The following is a 16,359-nucleotide window of genomic DNA, read 5'->3' as shown; positions in this document are numbered from 1 at the left end:
CTTATCTCCCCCAAGAGTCCACATCGACGGGGAGGTTTGGCACCTCGATGTCGGCTCATCGCATCCTGGGGCTGAAGTAGGTCCCAAGGGTTGGGCTGTTCGCCCATTAAAGCGGTACGCGAGCTGGGTTCAGAACGTCGTGAGACAGTTCGGTCCCTATCTGTCGCGGGCGTAGGAAATTTGAGAGGAGCTGTCCTTAGTACGAGAGGACCGGGATGGACGTACCGCTGGTGTACCAGTTGTTCCGCCAGGAGCACGGCTGGATAGCCAAGTACGGACGGGATAAGCGCTGAAAGCATCTAAGCGTGAAGCCCCCCTCAAGATGAGATTTCCCAGTATGTAAGACCCCTTGTAGACGACGAGGTTGATAGGTTCGGGGTGTAAGCGCGGTAACGTGTGTAGCTGACGAATACTAATCGGTCGAGGGCTTATCCTAAATAATTATGAGATGTACATCTCATAATGCTAATATAGAGCATCAGCGTGCTTGAGTTTCGTATCCAGTTTTCAAGGTGCAATAGCCTTGAGTTTTAAGCTGCATGTCCTTTTCAAGGTTGGATATTTTATTGTCGAATCTCGAAGAAGTGATGTCAGCATAAAAATCCGGTTTGGTGATGATGGCGGAAGGGAACCACGCGTACCCATCCCGAACACGACCGTTAAGCCTTCCAGCGCCGATGGTACTTGGACCGCAGGGTCCCGGGAGAGTAGGACGTCGCCAAGCCGGTATTAAGTTGCCCTGCAACTATTAACATTCCCTGATAGCTCAGTTGGTAGAGCACTCGACTGTTAATCGAGTTGTCACAGGTTCGAGTCCTGTTCGGGGAGCCATTATTAAGGCCCGTTGGTCAAGGGGTTAAGACACCTCCCTTTCACGGAGGTAACAGGGGTTCGAATCCCCTACGGGTCACCAGTATGGAGGCTTAGCTCAGCTGGGAGAGCATCTGCCTTACAAGCAGAGGGTCGGCGGTTCGATCCCGTCAGCCTCCACCATACTAATATCGCGGGGTGGAGCAGCTCGGTAGCTCGTCGGGCTCATAACCCGAAGGCCGCAGGTTCAAATCCTGCCCCCGCAACCAAATATTCTGAGCATCGTTTCAGAGTAAATTGTTTTATCGCGGAGCCGTGGTGTAGAGGCCTAACATGCCTGCCTGTCACGCAGGAGACCGCGGGTTCGAATCCCGTCGGCTCCGCCATTTTTTTGAATTAAAGTATTTCAAACATATAGTGTACCTCGTAGCTCAGTGGTAGAGCAATCGCTTCTAAAGCGTAGGTCGGAGGTTCGAATCCTTTCGATGGTACCCGTTATATTTATGGCGGTCGTGGCGAAGTGGCTAACGCATCGGATTGTGGCTCCGACATTCGAGGGTTCAATTCCCTTCGATCGCCCCATTACCTATTGGGGATTAGCCAAGCGGTAAGGCAACGGACTTTGACTCCGTCATGCCTAGGTTCGAATCCTAGATCCCCAGTATTATGAGTCATTAGCTCAGTCGGTAGAGCACCTGACTTTTAATCAGGGTGTCGTAGGTTCGAGTCCTACATGACTCACCATTTCATTTATTATTTCGTGCGGAAGTGGCTCAGCGGTAGAGCATCGCCTTGCCAAGGCGAGGGTCGCGGGTTCGATTCCCGTCTTCCGCTCCAATTTAACCAAAGGGTTAAATTATTGTTGATTGTTTTGTGGTTTTATGATTAAATATTTATCAGTATCTCCTTATGCGGAAGTGGCTCAGCGGTAGAGCATCGCCTTGCCAAGGCGAGGGTCGCGGGTTCGATTCCCGTCTTCCGCTCCAACTTCATATTAGCCGGTATGGCGGAATTGGCAGACGCGCGCGACTCAAAATCGTGAGGGAAACCGTGGGGGTTCGAGTCCCTCTACCGGCATTTATAAATTACGGGACGTAGCTCAGCTTGGTAGAGCACCTGGTTTGGGACCAGGGGGTCGCATGTTCAAATCGTGTCGTCCCGACCATTATTTTGCGGGTGTAGTTCAATGGTAGAACTCCAGCCTTCCAAGCTGGTAGCGTGGGTTCGATTCCCATCACCCGCTCCAAGTAAGTTCCAGTAGCTCAGCTGGATAGAGCAACGGCCTTCTAAGCCGTCGGTCGGGGGTTCGAATCCCTCCTGGGACGTAACCTTGCATACTCGCATATTTCCAGACCTCTTGCACTCAAGCAAGAGGTCTTTTCATTTGAAATAATTATTGGATACTATACGTCTTTGCTCCGTGGAATGGGGCAGAGACGTTTTTTTATATAACACCCTAAATATATCTTGTCGCCAGCTCGAGCTTATAGTAGAATACGTGTAATCTATTGTTAACCTAAATATTATAAACGTGGTTAACGTTTGGGTGAGGGTGACGGCAAATGTATAGACATAAAGGTCTGTTCATTACCGCAACAGACACCGATGTAGGCAAGACATGCGTAACGGCTGCTCTAGCCGCCTATGTCTGTCAGTATGTGGAGGATGGCAGCAAGCCTTGTATTTGGAAGCCTGTGCAATCAGGAGTAGAGCTAGGCGATGCACATGCGGATAGCTACCGTCTAGTCCATGGAAGCGGTCTTCAGCAGACAGAGGAAGAAACGGTTACCTATACGTTCAAGGAGCCATTGGCGCCATGGATGGCAGCAGAGCGCACAGGAGCTGAGATCAGTTGGGACAAGCTGCGCAATGAGGGCCAACGTCGGCTTGAGGCTCGAAGGCCGTTGCTCGTGGAGGGTGCAGGAGGGCTTCTGGTTCCTTTGACGGGAAAACATCTTGTCGCGGATCTGGCTATGCTGCTCGGTCTTCCTATCGTGATTATAGCTAGGCCTGGATTAGGAACAGTTAATCATTCGCTGTTAACAATTGAAGCAGCGAGGAAGCGCGGCTTGGACGTTGTGGGTGTTATCTTGAATGGCTACACGGATGCCCATGACCGTACACTTGAGGAAAATCGCAGAATGATCGAGACGTTCGGAAATGTGCCGGTGCTGGGCATGCTCCCATGGATAACCGTACAGTCCTATTCAGTAAGCACACAGGTTGATAAAGCTACTATTCATGCTCAATGGCGGCAAGTGTGGGTTGAGGAGCTGGTACGTTCGGGAATCGGCGAGAAGCTTCGTTCTTTTTTTACATAAATATAACGAAATGCATATAAGCAGGAGGCGGATGACATGGTACAGGTACAGACACAGGTGAATTGGAATGACTTGGCGGAGAAATCATTAAGAGGCGAACTGCTGACGATGGATGACGCACTCTCAGTGCTGAAGGCGGACGATGATGAGCTACTTGCGATTATGCACGCGGCCTTCCAGGTGCGCAAGCACTATTATGGCAAGAAGGTTAAGCTGAATCTGATCATTAATGCAAAGAGCGGCTTGTGTCCAGAGGATTGCGGCTACTGCTCTCAGTCGATCGTATCGAAGGCTGGAATTGAGAAATATCCGCTGCTGGAGAAGGATACACTTGTGGCAGGTGCTAAGAAGGCGATGGAGCTGAAGGTCGGCACCTACTGTATCGTAGCAAGTGGCAAAGGACCTACGAATAAAGAGCTTAATCATGTGATCGACGCTGTGAAAGAAATTAAGTCTTCGATGCCGATGAAGATCTGTGCATGTCTGGGTATTCTGAGTGATGAGCAGGCGGAGCGATTGAAGGAAGCTGGGGTCGATCGCTACAATCACAACCTGAATACAAGCAAGCAAAACTTCGGCAACATTACGACTACACACACATATGACGATCGGGTAAGTACGGTTGAGAAGGCGAAAACGGCAGGTATGTCGCCGTGCTCCGGCTGTATTATCGGAATGGGGGAGACGCTGGAGGAGATCGTAGAGATGGCGTATGCCTTGCGTGAGCTGGATGCCGACTCGATCCCGATTAATTTCCTGAATCCGATAACAGGTACGCCGCTTCAGGACCGTAGAGACCTTAACCCGCGTCATTGCTTGAGGGTGCTGGCGCTGATGCGATTCATCAATCCGTCAAAGGAGATTCGGGTGGCAGGCGGTCGAGAAGTGAATGTGCGCTCCTTGCAGCCGTTGAGCTTGTATGCGGCGAACTCGGTGTTCGTAGGCGACTATTTAACAACGGAAGGACAAGAGGCGTCCGCGGATCATCAGATGATCGAGGATCTCGGCTTCGAGATTGAGCTGTGTGCATTGTAAATGCACATGTCGGATTTGAGGATAGCTATGGAATCTAGTAGTTTAAGCTGGATGAAGGATGAGCTTCAAGCGTTGGAGGCTAAGTCGAGACGACGCTCGCTTGTTATATCCGAGCCGCTGGAGAGCGGCTGGATGCTGCGCGACGGTAGAAGAATGCTCAATCTGGCCTCTAACGATTATCTCGGATTGGCGGCTCGAAATGATAGGGCAGAGCGCTCATTAGGTGCAAACAGAGGTGCAAGCAGAGGTGCAGGAGCCTCCAGACTTGTTACAGGTACCGGCGTAGAGGTGGCAGAGCTCGAGGAGCAGTTCGCAGCTTATAAAGGAACGGAGGGCTGCCTGCTGTTCGGAAGCGGCTATATGGCCAATATCGGCGTCATACCCGCTGTCGTCGGCAGAGATGATGTTGTGTTCAGCGATCGGTTGAATCATGCGAGTATCGTGGACGGGATTGTGTTAAGCCGTGCGGAGCTGAGAAGGTATAGACATCGGGACACGAATCAGCTGGAGGATATGCTGAAGGCTGCGTCATCAAGCAAGCGCAAGCTTATTGTGACTGACTCGATCTTCAGCATGGACGGCACGATCGCGCCGCTGCGTGAGCTCGTCTGGCTTAAGGAACGGTATGGTGCGATGCTAATGGTAGATGAGGCGCACAGCGGCGGCTTGTATGGGACGACGGGGCAGGGTCTCATCCATGAACTCGGGCTGACTGAGCAGGTGGAGCTGCAGATGGGCACGTTCAGCAAGGCGTACGGAGCCTATGGAGCTTATGTGGCGGGCAGTATGATGGTGAAGGAATCCTTAATTAATCAGGCGCGAAGCTTCATCTACTCGACTGCGTTACCACCTCAGTTGATTGTTACGATTCGAGAGCATTGGATCGAGGTTAAGGCTGCTTCGCTTGCGCGAGAGCAGCTGCAGTACAAGGCGGCCTTCGTCCGCGATTCGTTGCGCGATAGAGGCGTTCAGGTGGGTCTGAGCGAATGTCACATTATTCCGGTGATAGTTGGCTCGGATGCGAATGCGGTGCGCATGGCCGATCGTCTGCAGCAGCTCGGTATTGCAGCCGTAGCGATACGACCTCCTACCGTCCCTGAAGGCACAGCAAGAATTAGGCTGACGCTCATGTCCGAGCATGCGATGGACGATTTACGCTGGGCGGTAGAGCAGATTGCCGCTTGTGTCGCGGAAGGAGAGGCTGATTAGTGAGGGGTGAATATGACGTGCGTAGCCCGAGGCGTCTGCTCTGGATTCACGGCTGGGGAGCGTCTCCGCGAGATTGGGAGAGGGTGACGTCATTGTTCGCACAGGAGGGCGCTATTGAGCTTGAGGCGGATTCGGTGAGGTGGATGCATTATTATTTCACCTATGATGGTTGCAAGAGCAAACCTTCCTTCCAGCAGGCGCTGCATGAGCAGGTCACTCGAGTAAGGCCACATGCCATCGTAGCGTGGTCGATGGGCGGAATGCTGCTGCTGGATTGGTTAATCGCAAGGTGCAAGACGGCTCTTGATGGTGAAGCTGTTCAGGAGGAGCTGAACCATAAGCTGAATGATGAGCAGAACGATGAACAACAGGCACGTGCTTCTTTTCCGAAAATAATCCTCGTCAGTTCAACATTATCCTTCTTGAGTTATGACCGTGCTCTTGGGTGGCCAAGACGTATTGTAGAGCGGATGAAGGGGAAGCTCGAAGCTGAGACGAAGACGGTGCTGCAGCAGTTCAGAGCTTCGATGCTTACTGACGTCGAGCGGAGAGAGCTCAGTGGGCAGATGGAGGCTTGGGAGTCGAGCAGCTCGGACTTCTCGCTGGAGGGGCTGAGGGCAGGTCTCGATTACTTGATGGAGTTGTCGCTTCAAGAGGGCTGGGACGTTATTGTACGAGCTGCCCTTGCAGAAGAAGCTATTCAGCTGCTGTGGCTGCATGGGGAGAACGATTCGATATGTCCGTTGCAGGCGATGCCGGAGGGTACACCAGGGCTTCAGCGCTATGTGCTGGAGGGTGCCGGACATGCACCGTTCTTGACACAGCCGGAGTTGTTCTACAAGCAGCTAAGGGGATTTATTCATGATGGAAACGATACGTATTCATAAAAAATCGGTACAACGCCACTTCGACCGCTATGCCGAGCAGTATGATCGTCATGCTGTCATACAAGCACGTATGGCTGATCGGTTGCTGGAGCTGGTCGGATCAAGTCTAACGAACCTGCAGATGCTACCGCGTGAAGTGCACCGAATCGTTGAAATTGGCTGTGGCACAGGCCGACTGACGGCGAAGCTGCTGGAGCAGTTCCCGAATGCGAAGCTGCTCGCGATCGATCTCGCACCTCGTATGCTGGAGCTGACGATCGAGCGCTGCAAGGGGGCATACGAGCAAAACCGGCTAGAGGTGTGGCTAGGTGATGCGGAGCGATGCTTGAGCAGGGAAGGCGAGGAGGACGCTCAGGTGTCCACATCTTGCTCCGATGAGTGTCTTGCGCTGGAGGACGGTTCTATCGATCTAATTGTATCTAGCGCTGCATTCCAATGGTTCACCGACCCGGAGGCCGCGATGAGCGCATGGTTGAGGAAGCTAGCGCCCTCTGGCCAGCTTGCCTTCAGTACGTTCGGTCCCGAGACGTTCCGGGAGCTGCATGACAGCTTCAGAAGGGCGGAGGAGCTGTTAGGCTTGCAGGGTACGATGCGAAGGGGGCAGCATTTTCTCGGACTCAGGGATTGGGAGGCATTGTTCAGCTGTGTGGCAGGCGGAGGTGATGCCGCAGCTTCTACTGGCAGACATAAAGGTACAGCAGAGTTCGAGCTTAGCGATCAGGCGGCGGCTACTCTCGCGAATGGACGGGTGTTCTATCAGGAAGAGTGTCTTCATCATGTGCATTATCCGGATGTGCGAAGCTTCCTCTACAGCGTCAAGGAGACGGGCGCCAGCAGTGCGAGTCACGGTGCGGCCGGGGGGAGCTTGAGCAGGCGGTTGCTGAAGACGATGGAGCAGATGTATGAGCACCAATATAGAGATGCGAGCGGGGTCCGTGCAACTTATCATGTAGTTTATGGGATATTAGTATAGCGTAATGACGATCGATGACGTATAATATTGAAAAGAAGCGACTCCTATTCGGGGTCTTCAACACTATTGAAACGTTTAAACTATATGAAGGAGGCGTAATGCATGTTTGATTTGACCGGAAAAGTAGCATTGGTAACCGGAGGGGCCGTTGGTCTAGGCGGAGGTATTTCGCTAGGACTAGCGAAGGCGGGGGCTGATGTCGCGATTGTGACAAGCAATGACCGTAACCGTGAGGTGCAGCAGCAGATTGAGGCGATGGGCCGCAAGGCGCATACGATCGTGGCGAACCTGATGGACGAGCAGGCACTGGAGGGTGTTGTTCAGGAGGCGCTGTCTGCCTTCGGTAAAATCGATATTCTCGTTAACAACTCCGGTATTATTCGCCGTACGCCTGCTGCAGATCATGCGGCATCTGACTGGCACGATGTACTGAACCTGAACTTGAATTCTGCGTTCTTCCTGTCGCAGCTCGTTGGCCGCGAGATGATCAAGCAGGGCTCGGGTAAAATTATTAACATTGCTTCGATGCTGAGCTACCAGGGCGGCATCAACGTACCAGGCTATACAGCCTCCAAGCATGCGATCGCGGGTGTGACGAAGGCGCTGGCGAACGAGTGGGCGAGCAAGGGCATTCAGGTGAACGCGATTGCTCCGGGCTACATGTCGACGGACAATACAGCGGCGCTGCGTGCGGATGAGGAGCGCAATACTCAGATTCTCGCCCGTATTCCCGCAGCTCGCTGGGGCACGCCTGAGGATATGCAAGGTCCTGTCGTCTTCCTCGCATCGGCTGCTTCGGATTATATGAGCGGACATGTACTGTGTGTTGACGGAGGGTGGATGTCACGATAATGAGCACATCAACGAATAACGAGCCAACCCAAATGTTTCAGCCGGATGTTGTGACCTTCGGCGAGTCGATGGCGCTGATGATGCCAGATAACTCCAAAGGTATTGAGTATTCCTCTGGCTTCCAGAGCTTGTTCGGCGGTGCAGAGAGCAATGTTGCGATCGGAGTATCGCGTCTGGGACACCGGATCGGCTGGTTCGGCCGACTGGGCAAGGACCCGTTCGGCCGCATGATTGTGAAGAAAATTCGCGGCGAAGGCGTCGATGTGTCCCGCGTACAGCTGACTGCTGAAGCGCCGACTGGCCTAATGCTTCGGGAGACCGTGTCGGGCAAGTCGTCTGTCTACTATTACCGCAAGGGCTCGGCTGCGAGCTTCATGCGTCCAGAGCATCTGGACGAAAGCTATATTGCGCAAGCAAAATATTTGCACGTGACCGGCATTACGATGGCGCTGAGTGAGTCTGCTCGTGAGACGGTTCGCGAGGCTGTGCGCATGGCGAAGCGGAACGGCGTGAAGGTGTGCTTCGATCCGAACCTTCGCCTGAAGCTGTGGTCGCTGGATGAAGCGCGTGAGGTGCTGCTTGAGGTGGCGAAGGAAGCCGACTACTTCATGCCGGGTCTTGATGAGCTGAAGCTGCTGTATCAGACGGAGAGCTTCGAGGAGATTATCGGCCGCTTGAAGGAGCTGCCTGGTGTGTCCATCGTGAAGGGCGGCGACAACGAGACGTACATCGTGGAAGGCGATTCGTTGACAGCGGTGCCGTACTTCAAGGCGGAGCAGGTTGTCGATACGGTAGGCGCCGGTGACGGCTTCTGCGCGGGGTTCTATGCAGGCCTCTTGAAGGGCTATTCGCTGCAGGAAGCAGTAAGACTTGGTAACTTAATCGGCTGCATGGTCGTACAGATGGAAGGCGATTGGGAAGGTATTCCGACCTGGGAGCAGGTTGAGGCGTTCCTGAACAACGTGCAGCACGTGGAGAGATAATATTAGGAATAGGGGATATTCAAGATGAAAAAAATTAAGCTGCTTCAACAAATTACGGAGCAAGGTGTCGTAGCGGTACTTCGCGGCGATACACCAGATGAAGTTGTCGAAATGGCGGAGCAATCGATCGCTGGCGGTATTAAAGTTATCGAAGTGACGATGACCGTTCCGTTCGCTCTTCAAGCGATCGAGAAGCTGGCGAAGAAGTATTCTAGCACAGCAACGGACGCGGACAAGTTTGCAATTATCGGGGTAGGTACCGTGCTCGATCCGGAGACCGCTCGTGCTGCCATTCTGAGCGGCTCGGAGTTCGTCGTAGGCCCTTCGCTTAACCCGGAGACTGTGACGCTCTGTAACCGATACCGTGTGCCTATTATGCCAGGCGTCATGACGATCCAAGAGATCCAGAAGGCGCTTGAGCTCGGCGTCGATGTGGTCAAGCTGTTCCCGGGCAACCTGTACTCCCCAGCTATGATCAAGGCGATTAAGGGACCATTGCCGCAGGCGAACATTATGCCGACAGGCGGCGTATCGCTGAGCAACCTTGGCGAGTGGATCAAGGCAGGTGCGGTAGCTGTAGGTATCGGCTCCGACCTGACTAGCGATGCGGTGAAAACAGGCGATTACAGCCTGGTTGCGAAGAAGGCTGCTCAATACATCGAGGCGTACCGCGCGGCGAAGTAAGGGAAGCACGTCGAGTAGACAAGCATAGAGAAGAAGAAGCAAGCATTGGAGTGAAATCCGGTGCTTGCTTTTTTTGGCATGGTGAGGAGAAGACCATATTGAATAAGTGTAAAAAAACAGCCAAGGACGAGGTCCCTGGCTGCTGTATGCGGTTGATGCCAATTACTATTCGGTTGCTACAGACTGATCAGCCTGCAGGCCGACAGGAGCGATACGAACGAAGCTCGCTTGCAGGTTGTTCAGCAAGTATTCGATCTTCGCTGCAGCTTCCGCTTGACCGGTAGCTGCGAGCTCATCACGGTAAATAGTGAGCAGCTCGTTCAAGTCCTTGATGCTCTGCTGACCGATCGGCTCGATCTTCACCTTCGCGCCCTTCGCAATACGGCGCTGTAGTGCTGCCTCATCAAGACCCATCTCTGGAACAAGACGCTGGTAGATGACACCGCCAGTCATACCTGCGCAGATCCACGGACCTGGATCGCCGAGCACGACGGCACGGCCGTTCGTCATATATTCGAACGCGAAGCCCTTCAGGTTCGCACGTGCGGCCAGACCGCCCAGCTCATCCTGCAGAGGAGCTGTAATCTCTCCGCCGAATACGACGTCAGCGCCGGAGAAGCGGATGCAAGCACGCGTATCCGCGTTACCTTGAATCAGGAACAAGCCCTTCTGTGCACCGTAGCCGAACGACTTACCAACGGAGCCGTTAATAAATTGCTTGTGCTTGCTTGGCGCCTTCAGAATCGCCACCTTACCACCGAATGCCATCTTACCTACGCCGTCCTCAGCACCGCCGTGTACGGTAATGTCGACGCCGCGAGCGTTGAAGGCACCAAGTCCGTTACCTGGAACGGAGCCTTCTGTAATCGCGATGTTGACCGGAGGCAACTCATCGTAGCTGCCGTCGAAGCGATCGCGAACGCGATGGCTCGCATAGCGGGAGCCGAGAATACGGGATTCAGCATCGATGTTCGTCCACTTGCGCTCGACTGGAGCGTCGAAGGAGACGGACTCTGGGAACAGATCCAGACCCTCAGCGCCTGCTGCAATGCGGATATCGGACGACACCGCTGCTGCAGCCTGCTCTTGAGCATCCTTCGCAGCTGCGAAGGAGAGCGGAGCTGGGCGAAGCAGGTCGGACAGGTCGATGCGATCCAGGTGGCTTACTTGCTTCAACAGGTCGGAGCGGCCGACAAGCTCTTGAGCATCCTTGAAGCCGAGTGCTGCGACGACGTCGCGAATTTCTTGACCGATGCCGCTGAACAAGCGAACGAGCGATTCAACCGCTGTGTCGTATACACGAGGCACGAAGCGGCGAAGACCTTTCTCTTCTGCTTCCCCGAGCGAGTCGATCTGTGTTGCAATACCAACGTGACATGTGTCAAGGTGACAGCCGCGGCAAGTTGTACAACCGATCGACTGCATCGCGATCGAGCCGAAGCCGACACGGTTCGCACCGAGCATGAACATCTTCACAACGTCAGCACCGGACTTAATACCGCCGTCAGACCAGAGCTCTACCTGATGACGCAAGCCTGCGTCGATAAGCGCAAGGTGAGCCAGCTTCGTACCGATCTCAGTCGGAAGACCAACGTGTGTGATCGAGTGAATACGAGCCGCACCTGTACCGCCGTCGAAGCCGGACAATGTGATCACGTCAGCTCCTGCCTTGGCGATACCGACTGCAATCGTACCAACGCCTGGAACGACAGGAATCTTCACGATGATCTTCGCCTTGCGTCCGCTTGCTTCCTTCAGCTCGGAGATGATCTGTGCCAAGTCCTCGATCGAGTAAATATCGTGGTTGTTCGATGGCGAGATCAGGTCAGAGCCGATCGTTGCGTTACGGGCAAGTGCGATCTTAGCTGTTACCTTGGAGCCTGGCAGGTGACCGCCTTCGCCCGGCTTCGCGCCTTGACCGATCTTGATCTCCAGGAACGCTACTGCGTTCGCGAGCTCAACGTTGACACCGAAGCGTCCGGAAGCGACCTGAGCGCCGCGTGTCCGCTTGTAGCGTCCGAGCATATCTTTAATTTCGCCGCCCTCACCGTTCATCGTTACCATGTTCAGACGCTCACCGGCTTCCGCGTAAGCACGGAATGCGGTCTCGTTCTGCGAGCCGAAGGACATGGACGAGATGAGTACAGGCAGGTCGTGACCGCCGATGCCGATGTTCACATCAGCAGGGTTCAGCGGCTTGCGGCCTTCGTTGTGTGCTTTCTCCATATCGAAATCCGCAATGTGGCGGATCGAAATCGGGTTCTTCTTCTCTTCTTCACGCAGCTTGTCGCGGTAGTCGGTGTACGGAGCCGCACCGGATGCTGCATCGCCGAGCGCCTTCCACATACGCTGGAAGAAGCGGAAGTTCTTCGATGCCTTCGCCTTCGGGTTCGTGAAGTCCTCGTAACGAGCTTCAGCATCCTTCTCCAGCACCTCAAAGCCCGTACCAGCGTTGTCGCTGCCAAGGTAAGTGACGATGTCGAGAATTTCAGCCAGCTCAGGCTTCAAGCCGATCGACGAGAAGAAGCGCGTATAGCCGCGAAGCTCGTGCGTACCGATCGTCGAGATGACCTTCTCCAGACCCTTCATCAGAGCGGAGAATACTTTGCGAGCGGCAGGAGCGCCGTCCTTCGCCGAAGCTGTCGCGAACATCAGGTACGGAGACAGCACGTCTGCTCCAAGACCTACCGCTACCGCAATGTCGTGCAGGTTGCGGATCGCAGCGCTGCGAAGTACGAGTGTCGTCTGGCGGCGCAGGTTGTCGCCGAAGCCAAGCTTCTCCGCGCGAAGCGCGATGTCGACCTTCGATACGGCCAAATGCGGATCCATCCACAGACGGTCGTTCTGATGCGCTTCACTGTCATCGAGGATGAGCAGCATCGCGCCATCGCGAACAGCCGCTACCGCTTGAGCGGCCAGCTGATCAAGTGCGGCTTGCAGCGATGTGCCGCGGCCGAATGTGAGCGACAGCGTTGCAACAGCTTGGCTGCCTTCAGCGCTGAACAAAGACTTCACCTGCTCGAAGCTAGGCTGCTTCAGCTCGGCCAGAGATTCCAAGCCGTTGCTGCCTTCCAGCACAACCGGATACAGCAGCTCGATGCGTGGACGCGGGTCAAGCGCCTTGTACAGCTGTGGACGAGGACCTACGACGATACGCGTGGAGAAGTGCTCCATCTCACGGTCACGGTCGATCGCAGGGTTCGTAACAACCGCTACGCTTTCCTTAATATAATCCGGAATGTTCGTACGCTCCGGGTTCAATGCCGCATGCGGGCTGTCATGACCGAGCGAGCGAATCGGCTCAGCGCCTGTCTCGGCTGTCGACTCGATCATCTGGATGCCGTCGCGATCCCAGCCGAATGCGCTGTAGATCGAGTCGGAAGGAACGATATCAGCGGAAGCTGCAGCTTCAACAGCTGGAATCCAGCCGTGCAGATGCTTGCTTAAGCCCTCGAAGCCGACACGTGCCTTCGCACGCTCCAGCACAAGGCCTTGTACTTCATGATAAGGAATGACTTGTACGTGTTCGCCTGGTGTTAGCACAACGCCGATCTTCTCACCTGGAGCGATCGGCTTCGGCTCGGCTACCATGTCGCCAACCGTAATTACGCCTTGCTCGGAGGAGAAGTACAGGGATGTCTCGCTCTCCACCATCCATACCGGACGAAGACCGAGCGCGTCTACGCTGAAGATGCACTCATTGGCATAGCGCGATACGATACCGGCCGGACCTTGTGCATAATGACCCCATGCTTGACGATAATAGACGTAGAGGTCCTGCATTTCCGGACGGAACAGCTTCATCTCGTTCAAGATCGGCGGGAATACGATTTCCATGGCCTCGAACAGGCTGAGACCGTGACGGTGAATGAACGTTTCGATCGTACGGTTCATGTCCTGCGAGTCACTGCCGCCGTCTACGAGCGGTACGCCGACCATATCGGCCTCGACACGCATCTTCTTCACCGTGTTGATCTCGCCGTTATGACCAAGCAGCGAGAACGGCTGGACGCGGAAGAAGCTCGATTGCGTGTTCGTCGAGTAACGGTTATGACCGATCGTTACTTGAGCGGCGAACAGCGGATCGCGTGTGTCGTTGTAATATTTAGGAAGAATGCTGGCTGCACCCATCACTTTATAAGCAGCGGTCACATTGCTTAGAGTTGCAACGTGCACGTTATATTTCGCTTCAATCGCTACATGAAGCTCGAACAGGTGATCGGCCACCTTCACTTCAGGCTTCTCACTAATCGCAGCGATCTGCCAGAAGGTTGGCTCGTCGTTCAGACCGTTAGGACCGAGGACGCTGCTGTCAACCTGGTTCTCCTGCTCGAGGATGATGTTCACATCGAATTGTGCGAACAGCTCGCGAATGCCGTTCTGCATCTCTTCAACCGAGATGCTCAGCTTGCGAGGTACGAAGATGTGTCCGACCGAGAAGCGCTCATCGTAGGCAAGCTTGCCGTCAAGACCAGCTTCGCCGAGCTTCTTCTCCCACAGGGCGCGTGGAATGTCGGTCAAAATACCACAGCCGTCGCCTTCGCCGTTAATAAATCCGGAGCGGTGCTCCAACTTAACGAGGGCGTCGATCGTCTTCTTAATGTTGTCTCTTGAAGGAAATCCGTCCTTCTCAATGATACAAATGATGCCGCAGCTGTCGTGTTCAGTAGCGAGCAAGTTCTGGAAGCGGCCTTCATCACGCATTATTTGATTCATTCTAATGGTCAGCAGGCTGACCTTCACCTCCCAATAAATTTCATTGCATCATTCGTACTGAAAGTAGGCTTTGTCATGTGCTGCAGATAGCGGCAAGCGATGCGTATTCAGAGACAATGAATAAAAATACATGAACATTGTATAATTAGCACTGTCGTTCCTTCTTTACACTTTCCCAATAAATTCGCAATTGGCCACTAATAAAAAAAGAAATGTGCCCATGACGAATAGATGAGCGCATATTTTCACTGCAATCATGGCGAAAACCTTACATTTTGCCGATTATATTCGATTACAAAGTAGTTATAGAATAACATGAAATCGAAATGGAGACAATAGAACATTCCACCTTTCGACATGATGAAAGCGCTCTATATTTTGCATAATTGGTGAATATGCTTAAAAATTTATCAAATGTTAAGCTTATGTTAAAAACGAACGAACTATTACGCGGATTTCGTAATAGTTCGTGATTTGTTGTTTATGGCGTACGCGTTGACCTAAAAAATGACAGCTCATCCGCGGACAAGCTGTCCGAAGGCAGCATCCGCAGCGGCAAGGGTAGCCCGAATATCGTCCTCGGTATGAGCGGTGGTCAGAAACCACGCCTCATACTTGGAAGGAGCGAGGCATATGCCCTTCGCCAGCATCAGCCTGAAGAACGCGGCGAACTGCTCGCTGTCCGACAGCTGCGCCTCCTCGTAGTTCGTGACCGGATGCGCACAGAAGTGAGTCGACAGCGCGCCGCGAATACGGTTGATCGTCAGCGGAATGCCGTGAGCGGCGGCGGCGGCGGCCAGACCGTCGCCCAGCATCGCGCCGAGCCGGTCAAGCCGCTCGTACGTGCCGGACTGCTGCAGCGCCTCGAGGCAGGCGATGCCCGCTGAGATCGAGGCGGGGTTACCCGCCATCGTGCCTGCTTGGTACGCGGGTCCGAGCGGAGCGACCTGCGACATGATGTCCGCGCGGCCGCCGTAAGCGCCGATGGGGAGGCCGCCGCCGATAATTTTGCCTAGAGCGGTCAGATCGGGTTCAATGGCTTGGTAGTCGGTCCCTTCCGGCAGGCCGTCGAACGTCTGGGCGGAGCCATAATGGAAGCGGAACGCGGTAATGACCTCGTCGTAGATGACGAGGGAGCCGTTGCGACGGGCGGCAGCACACAGCGCCTCCAGGAAGCCGTGCTTCGGCATGACCATGCCGAAATTACCGACGATCGGCTCGACCATAACTGCGGCGATATCGTCTCCCCACCGATCCAGCGCCTCCTCGAGCGCCTTCGAATCGTTGAACGGCACCGTGATGACTTCATGCGCAATGCTGATCGGGATGCCCGCGCTGTCGGGAATGCCGAGCGTCGATGGACCCGAGCCTGCGGCGACGAGCACGAGATCGGAATGGCCGTGGTAGCAGCCAGCGAACTTGACGATCTTGTTGCGCCCCGTGTAGGCGCGGGCGACGCGAATCGTTGTCATGACTGCCTCGGTGCCGGAATTGACGAAGCGAACCTTATCAAGCGATGGGATCGCTTCCTTCAGCATGCGGGCGAACGTAATCTCGAGCTCGGTCGGGGTGCCGTACAGCGTTCCGTTCTCGGCGGCGCGGCAGATGGCCGCTGTGACGTGCGGATGCGCGTGACCGAGAATAACCGGGCCGTAGGCGGCCAAGTAGTCGATATAGCGGTTGGCGTCCTCATCCCAGAAGTACGCGCCTTGGCCGCGCTTCATGAATACGGGTGCGCCGCCGCCGACTGCCTTGAACGAGCGCGAGGGGCTGTTCACCCCGCCGACAATGTGCTCCAGCGCTTCGCCGTACAGCACCTCGGAGCGGGGTCTGGCTGCAGAAGCTGCAGCTTGTGGTTCGATAGACATGATCGTTAATTCCTCCATAGC

10 protein-coding genes, 14 tRNA genes and 2 rRNA genes (1 of these 26 only partly in view) are annotated in these 16,359 nt (G+C 54.5%); 24 read left to right on the top strand and 2 right to left on the bottom strand.

The annotated features are described in order from the left end of the window. From PAE68_RS20890 to PAE68_RS20775, 24 genes are all read left to right on the top strand, one after another. A 23S ribosomal RNA gene (locus tag PAE68_RS20890) occupies nt 1-436 on the top strand; it begins 2,495 nt to the left of the window's first position. A gap of 171 nt (nt 437-607) precedes the next feature. Then, a 5S ribosomal RNA gene (gene rrf, locus PAE68_RS20885) occupies nt 608-724 on the top strand. Between the two features lie 31 nt (nt 725-755). Then, nucleotides 756-831 (top strand) — tRNA-Asn (locus PAE68_RS20880). A gap of 7 nt (nt 832-838) precedes the next feature. After that, nucleotides 839-913: transfer RNA gene (locus PAE68_RS20875), tRNA-Glu, on the top strand. Between the two features lie 4 nt (nt 914-917). Then, nucleotides 918-993: transfer RNA gene (locus PAE68_RS20870), tRNA-Val, on the top strand. Nucleotides 994-1,002: 9 nt separating this feature from the next. Beyond that, nucleotides 1,003-1,079 (top strand) — tRNA-Met (locus PAE68_RS20865). 40 nt (nt 1,080-1,119) lie between these two features. Then, nucleotides 1,120-1,196, top strand: a tRNA-Asp gene (locus PAE68_RS20860). Between the two features lie 120 nt (nt 1,197-1,316). Further along, a tRNA-His gene (locus tag PAE68_RS20855) sits at nt 1,317-1,392 on the top strand. 8 nt (nt 1,393-1,400) lie between these two features. Beyond that, a tRNA-Gln gene (locus PAE68_RS20850) sits at nt 1,401-1,472 on the top strand. A gap of 6 nt (nt 1,473-1,478) precedes the next feature. Then, nucleotides 1,479-1,554 (top strand) — tRNA-Lys (locus PAE68_RS20845). 18 nt (nt 1,555-1,572) lie between these two features. Continuing rightward, a tRNA-Gly gene (locus PAE68_RS20840) sits at nt 1,573-1,647 on the top strand. Between the two features lie 74 nt (nt 1,648-1,721). Then, nucleotides 1,722-1,796 (top strand) — tRNA-Gly (locus tag PAE68_RS20835). An 11-nt stretch (nt 1,797-1,807) separates the two neighbouring features. Beyond that, nucleotides 1,808-1,887 (top strand) — tRNA-Leu (locus PAE68_RS20830). Between the two features lie 11 nt (nt 1,888-1,898). Beyond that, nucleotides 1,899-1,975 (top strand) — tRNA-Pro (locus tag PAE68_RS20825). A gap of 7 nt (nt 1,976-1,982) precedes the next feature. Next, nucleotides 1,983-2,056 (top strand) — tRNA-Gly (locus PAE68_RS20820). 5 nt (nt 2,057-2,061) lie between these two features. Next, a tRNA-Arg gene (locus PAE68_RS20815) sits at nt 2,062-2,135 on the top strand. A gap of 237 nt (nt 2,136-2,372) precedes the next feature. Next, nucleotides 2,373-3,131: a dethiobiotin synthase gene (bioD, locus tag PAE68_RS20810; protein ID WP_281890167.1), complete on the top strand. Its 759-nt coding sequence runs from the start codon at nt 2,373-2,375 to the stop codon at nt 3,129-3,131. 36 nt (nt 3,132-3,167) lie between these two features. Then, on the top strand, nt 3,168-4,166 hold the full coding sequence (gene bioB, locus PAE68_RS20805) for a biotin synthase BioB (RefSeq protein WP_281890165.1): 999 nt from the start codon (nt 3,168-3,170) through the stop codon (nt 4,164-4,166). Nucleotides 4,167-4,193: 27 nt separating this feature from the next. Next, on the top strand, nt 4,194-5,375 hold the full coding sequence (gene bioF, locus PAE68_RS20800) for an 8-amino-7-oxononanoate synthase (protein ID WP_281890163.1): 1,182 nt from the start codon (nt 4,194-4,196) through the stop codon (nt 5,373-5,375). A gap of 17 nt (nt 5,376-5,392) precedes the next feature. After that, complete coding sequence (locus PAE68_RS20795) at nt 5,393-6,262, top strand: alpha/beta fold hydrolase (protein ID WP_281890161.1); 870 nt, start codon at nt 5,393-5,395, stop codon at nt 6,260-6,262. Further along, entirely contained in the window at nt 6,237-7,235 is a 999-nt protein-coding gene (locus PAE68_RS20790) for a methyltransferase domain-containing protein (RefSeq protein ID WP_281890160.1), read from the top strand. The genes PAE68_RS20795 and PAE68_RS20790 overlap by 26 nt, the downstream gene beginning before the upstream one ends. A gap of 102 nt (nt 7,236-7,337) precedes the next feature. Next, complete coding sequence (gene kduD, locus PAE68_RS20785) at nt 7,338-8,087, top strand: 2-dehydro-3-deoxy-D-gluconate 5-dehydrogenase KduD (protein ID WP_281890158.1); 750 nt, start codon at nt 7,338-7,340, stop codon at nt 8,085-8,087. Beyond that, a complete protein-coding gene (locus PAE68_RS20780; RefSeq protein WP_281890156.1) occupies nt 8,087-9,070 on the top strand; it encodes a sugar kinase in 984 nt (327 codons plus the stop codon). The genes kduD and PAE68_RS20780 overlap by 1 nt, the downstream gene beginning before the upstream one ends. 24 nt (nt 9,071-9,094) lie before the next feature. Continuing rightward, nucleotides 9,095-9,754 (top strand): bifunctional 2-keto-4-hydroxyglutarate aldolase/2-keto-3-deoxy-6-phosphogluconate aldolase, encoded by a 660-nt coding sequence (locus tag PAE68_RS20775; RefSeq protein ID WP_281890154.1) that lies wholly within the window; start codon nt 9,095-9,097, stop codon nt 9,752-9,754. 165 nt (nt 9,755-9,919) lie between these two features. On the opposite strand, the gene PAE68_RS20770 is transcribed toward PAE68_RS20775, so the two are convergent. Then, the gene (locus tag PAE68_RS20770; protein WP_281890152.1) at nt 9,920-14,458 is read right to left on the bottom strand and encodes a glutamate synthase-related protein; all 4,539 of its coding nucleotides are present in this window, start codon (nt 14,456-14,458) and stop codon (nt 9,920-9,922) included. Nucleotides 14,459-14,985: 527 nt separating this feature from the next. Beyond that, nucleotides 14,986-16,338: a glutamate-1-semialdehyde 2,1-aminomutase gene (locus tag PAE68_RS20765; RefSeq protein ID WP_281890150.1), complete on the bottom strand. Its 1,353-nt coding sequence runs from the start codon at nt 16,336-16,338 to the stop codon at nt 14,986-14,988. Nucleotides 16,339-16,359 lie beyond the last annotated feature (21 nt).

Origin of the sequence: Paenibacillus sp. YYML68, assembly GCF_027923405.1 — a bacterium.
Taxonomy (GTDB): domain Bacteria; phylum Bacillota; class Bacilli; order Paenibacillales; family NBRC-103111; genus Paenibacillus_G.
This window is presented reverse-complemented; position numbering and strand designations above follow the sequence as displayed.